The following is a 4,535-nucleotide window of genomic DNA, read 5'->3' on the forward strand; positions in this document are numbered from 1 at the left end:
CGCAGCACGGCCTGCCGCTTCGTGCCCGCGACCGTCGAACGCCTCGCCGCGTCCGCCGCCGTGCCCGGACCGCCCTGGCCGTCCGACGCCCGCGACGCCCTCGTCTCCCTCCTCGGCGCCGGACCCCCGGCCATCCCCGTGTGGGAGTCGCTCGACCAGGCCGGGGTGATCGTCCGGCTGATCCCCGAATGGGGACATGTCCGGAACCGGCCGCAACGCGACCCGATCCACCGGTTCACCGTCGACCGCCACCTCGTCGAGACCGCCGCCGGAGCCGCCGCCCTCACCCGCGACGTCGCCCGCCCCGACCTCCTCCTCACCGGCGCCCTCCTGCACGACATCGGCAAGGGGCGCGGCGGCGACCACAGCGTCGCCGGAGCCCCCATCGCCGCCGACATCGCCGCCCGCCTCGGCTTCGCCGCCGCCGACGCCGCGTCCCTGCGGGCCGTCGTCCGCCACCACCTCCTCCTCCCGCACACCGCCACCCGCCGCGACATCGACGACCCCGCCACCATCGAGACCGTCACCACCGCCGTCGCCGACGTCCCCGGCCGCGAACGCGAAACCCTCGAACTGCTCGCCGCCCTCGCGATCGCCGACGGCAACGCCACCGGCCCCGCCGCCTGGAACGCGTGGAAAGCCCGGCTCGTCGCCGAACTCGCCCGCCGCGCCGCCGCCGCCCTCTCCGGCGGCACCCCGCCGCCCCCGCCCGCCCTCGGCGAACGCGAACTCGCCCTCGCCCGCCGCGACCGCGTCGCCGTCCGCGTCGCCGATCCCGCGTGACGATCGCCGCCCCGGACCGTCCCGGCCTGCTACGGGCGCCGCGGGCGTCCTCGCCCTGCACCGCCTCGCCGTCCGGACCGCCCGCACCGTGTCGTCCCCCGGCGCGGGGCACGGCCGTCCTCGACTTCACCGCCGTCCCCGAATTCGCTCCCCGCCCGACCCCGCCGCCTTCGAAGCCGACCTGCGGCGCATGCTCGCCGACCGGCTCGACGTCGCGGGCCGCCTCGAACGCCGCGCCCGCTCCCGCCGCGTCCGTCCCGGCTCGCCCGTCCCGCCGCCCCGCGTGATGATCGTCGACGGTGCGTCCAGCACCGCCGCCGTCGTCGAGGTCCGCGCCCACGACCGTCCGGGGCTGCTGTGGCGGATCGGACGCGCGCTCGGCGGCCACGGCCTGCAGATCCGCGCGGCCCAGGTCGACACGCTCGGCGCCGAGGCCGTCGACGTCTTCTACGTCGTCGACGCCCGCGACCGCCCGCCCGCCGACCCGTCCGTCCTGGAGGCGGTCCGCACCGACATCCTCAAGGCCCTGGCCTGACGACGAGGCCGGGCGCCGGACGATCGCAGCGGCCCCGCCCGTCCAGGGGCACTCCGCGCCGCAACCGAAAGGCCGGGGCCCGGCTGTCGAAGCGGCTACGGACGAGAAAGGCGCGTCCTGGGGGCGGGCATCCGCAAGGCCCTGCGACGACGGCAACGCCGGTCGGTCGAAGCGGCCGACAGGGCGCTCCCGTGCATCCCAGGTGCGCGCCCCCCCGGTAACTCTCCAAACCCCGGGCATAGCCCATGGCCAGGGGCCGACCCCCGACGCCACGCTCGAAGCATGCACAAGTGCGGAAGCGGCGGTCGCCCGGGAAGCGGGAGGACCCCGACCGAGATCGTCATGGGGAAGAAGCGCACAGACTCGGCGGACGAGGGCCGGGGCGGGTGGGAACCCGCCGGGGAGCCGATACGCTGATAGGCGATCCCAGTAGCTTTCCAAGGACGGTCCAGACACGTGTTCGAGACGCTCTCCGACCGGCTGACGACGGTCTTCTCGTCGCTGCGCACCAAGGGCCGGCTCTCCGAGGCCGACATCAACGCCACGGCCCGCGAGATCCGCGTCGCGCTGCTCGAGGCCGACGTCGCGCTGCCCGTGGTCAAGGACTTCATCGCGCGGATCAAGGAGCGGGCGCGGGGCACGGAGGTCTCGCAGGCGCTGAACCCCGCGCAGCAGGTCGTCAAGATCGTCAACGAGGAGCTCATCGAGATCCTCGGCGGCGAGACGCGCGAGCTGCGGCTGGCCAAGAACCCGCCGACCGTCATCATGCTGGCGGGCCTGCAGGGCGCCGGTAAGACCACCCTCGCCGGCAAGCTCGCCCGCTGGCTCAAGCAGGAGGGCCAGACCCCGATGCTGGTGGCGGCCGACCTGCAGCGGCCGAACGCCGTCCAGCAGCTGGAGGTCGTCGGCGAACGCGCCGGGGTCCCGGTGTTCGCGCCCGAGCCCGGCAGCGGCGTCGGCGACCCCGTGGACGTCGCCCGCCGCTCCATCGAGCAGGCGCGCCGCGCGCAGCACAGCGTCGTCGTCATCGACACCGCGGGCCGTCTCGGCATCGACGCCGAGATGATGCAGCAGGCGATCGACATCCGCGACGCGGTCAAGCCCGACGACGTCCTGTTCGTCGTCGACGCCATGGTCGGCCAGGACGCCGTCAACACCGCCCAGGCGTTCATGGACGGCGTCGGCTTCGACGGCGTCGCCCTCACCAAGCTCGACGGCGACGCGCGCGGCGGTGCGGCCCTCTCGGTCCGGCACATCACCGGCCGGCCGATCATGTTCGCCTCCACCGGTGAGAAGCTCGAGGACTTCAGCGTCTTCCACCCGGACCGGATGGCCGGGCGCATCCTCGACATGGGCGACGTCCTCACCCTGATCGAGCAGGCCGAGCGCACCTTCGACGAGGCGCAGGCCGAGAAGATGTCGGCCAAGTTCGCCTCCGGCGAGGACTTCACCCTCGAGGACTTCCTCGAGCAGATGATGATGATCCGCAAGCTCGGCCCCATCGGCAACCTGCTCGGGATGATGCCCGGCATGGGCCAGGTCCGCGACCAGATCAGCCAGATCGACGACCGCGACCTGGACCGGATCGCCGCGATCATCCGCTCGATGACCCCGCAGGAACGCTCCCAGCCCAAGATCATCAACGGTTCGCGCCGGGCCCGTATCGCCAAGGGCTCCGGCGTCGAAGTCGGTGAGGTCAACAGCCTCGTCACCCGCTTCTTCGACGCGCAGAAGATGATGCGTCAGATGGCGGGCGGCATCCCCGGCATGCCGGGCATGCCCGGTGGGGGCAAGCGCAAGGCGGCCAAGGCCGCCAAGGCCAAGAACAAGAAGGGCAAGCAGCGCAGCGGCGACCCCCGCAAGCGCGCCGCCCAGGGCAACCAGCCCAAGGAGCACGCCGACGGCGCGCCCCAGGGGCTCCCGCCCGGCCTCGGCGGCGGGCAGCTGCCTCCCGGCCTCGGCGGCGGCCAGCTGCCCCCGGGTTTCCAGATGCCCGACCTCGACAAACTGCAGGGCCGCAAGAAGAAGTGACGCGCGGCGTCACCGCGCGATTGCGCTTTTCCCGCCTCCATCTGGCAGAATGACAGGCTGGAAACCCCGTAGCCGCGAGGCGCCCTCTCTCGTCCTGCGCGGCCGGAGTCCCTCGGGCGGGCCGGACGCCGGTGTTCCCCACCTGGCATGGCACGCCCACCCTGTAATGAAGTCTGGAGTACACCACACCCGTGGCAGTCAAGATCAAGCTCAAGCGTCTGGGGAAGATCCGGAACCCGCAGTACCGGGTCGTCGTCGCCGACGCCCGCACCAAGCGGGACGGCCGGGCCATCGAGGAGATCGGCCTCTACCAGCCCAAGCAGGAGCCGTCGCTCATCCAGATCGACTCCGAGCGGGCGCAGTACTGGCTCGGCGTCGGCGCGCAGCCGACCGAGGCCGTGCAGAACCTGCTGAAGATCACCGGCGACTGGCAGAAGTTCAAGGGCGAGCCGGGCGCCGAGGGCACCCTCAAGGTCGCCGAGCCGCGGCCCGACCGCAAGGCCGTTTTCGAGGCCGCGGTCAAGGAGGCCCTCGGTGACGACGCGGGCGAGGCCACCGCCACCCGCGCCAAGAAGAAGGCCGAGCCGAAGAAGGCCGAAACCGAAGTCAAGAGCGAGGGCTGACGTGCTCGAAGAAGCGCTCGAGCACCTGGTCCGCGGGATCGTCGAGCACCCCGACGACGTCGGAGTGCGCGCCCGCAGGATCAGGGGCGGCCGGGTCCTGGAGGTGCGCGTGCACCCCGAGGACCTCGGCAAGGTCATCGGCCGAGGCGGTCGCACCGCCAAGGCCCTGCGCACCGTGATCAGCGCCCTCTCCGGAGGCCGCTACGTGCGCGTGGACCTGCTCGACGTCAACGAGGTCCGCTGAGCGCGTGAACCTCAGCACCGCCGCACGGCGTCCCGCCGTGTCCGTGCGGGGGGACGACCTGCCCGGCCGTCCCCCCGCCCGAGCGCTCTCTTCGCGGCCCCGCTCTCACCCCGCCCGGCCGCACACCGTCCCGCACGTCCCGCCACAGGTGATCGGCCCGGACGTGCCGGGTGTGCGGCCTTGCCGGGCGGTTCGCCCACTCGTCCGGCCCCACACGCCGCGCCCTACGCCGCCCCTCCGTTCGCAAGCGGTCGACCCGAACGCCCCGGGCGCGCGGCCTTGCCGAGCAGTCGGCGCCGTTCGTCCGGCCCCACACGCC

At 73.4% G+C, this 4,535-nt stretch carries 5 protein-coding genes; all 5 read left to right on the plus strand.

Annotated elements, in window-relative coordinates; translation table 11 throughout:
- On the plus strand, positions 1-783 hold a 783-nt coding region (locus tag BJF79_RS62655; RefSeq protein ID WP_262402883.1), incomplete at its 5' end, for an HD domain-containing protein.
- A gap of 88 nt (positions 784-871) precedes the next feature.
- Complete coding sequence (locus BJF79_RS62660) at positions 872-1,318, plus strand: ACT domain-containing protein (protein ID WP_262402884.1); 447 nt, start codon at positions 872-874, stop codon at positions 1,316-1,318.
- A gap of 456 nt (positions 1,319-1,774) precedes the next feature.
- Complete coding sequence (gene ffh, locus BJF79_RS32795; protein ID WP_075903287.1) at positions 1,775-3,349, plus strand: signal recognition particle protein; 1,575 nt, start codon at positions 1,775-1,777, stop codon at positions 3,347-3,349.
- A 191-nt stretch (positions 3,350-3,540) separates the two neighbouring features.
- Positions 3,541-3,972, plus strand: coding sequence for a 30S ribosomal protein S16 (gene rpsP / locus BJF79_RS32800; RefSeq protein ID WP_075903289.1), 432 nt, complete (start codon positions 3,541-3,543; stop codon positions 3,970-3,972).
- 1 nt (position 3,973) lies between these two features.
- A complete protein-coding gene (locus BJF79_RS32805; RefSeq protein WP_026405312.1) occupies positions 3,974-4,216 on the plus strand; it encodes an RNA-binding protein in 243 nt (80 codons plus the stop codon).
- The last annotated feature ends 319 nt before the right edge of the window (positions 4,217-4,535 follow it).

The sequence above is a fragment of the Actinomadura sp. CNU-125 genome (assembly GCF_001942465.1).
Classification (GTDB): domain Bacteria; phylum Actinomycetota; class Actinomycetes; order Streptosporangiales; family Streptosporangiaceae; genus Spirillospora.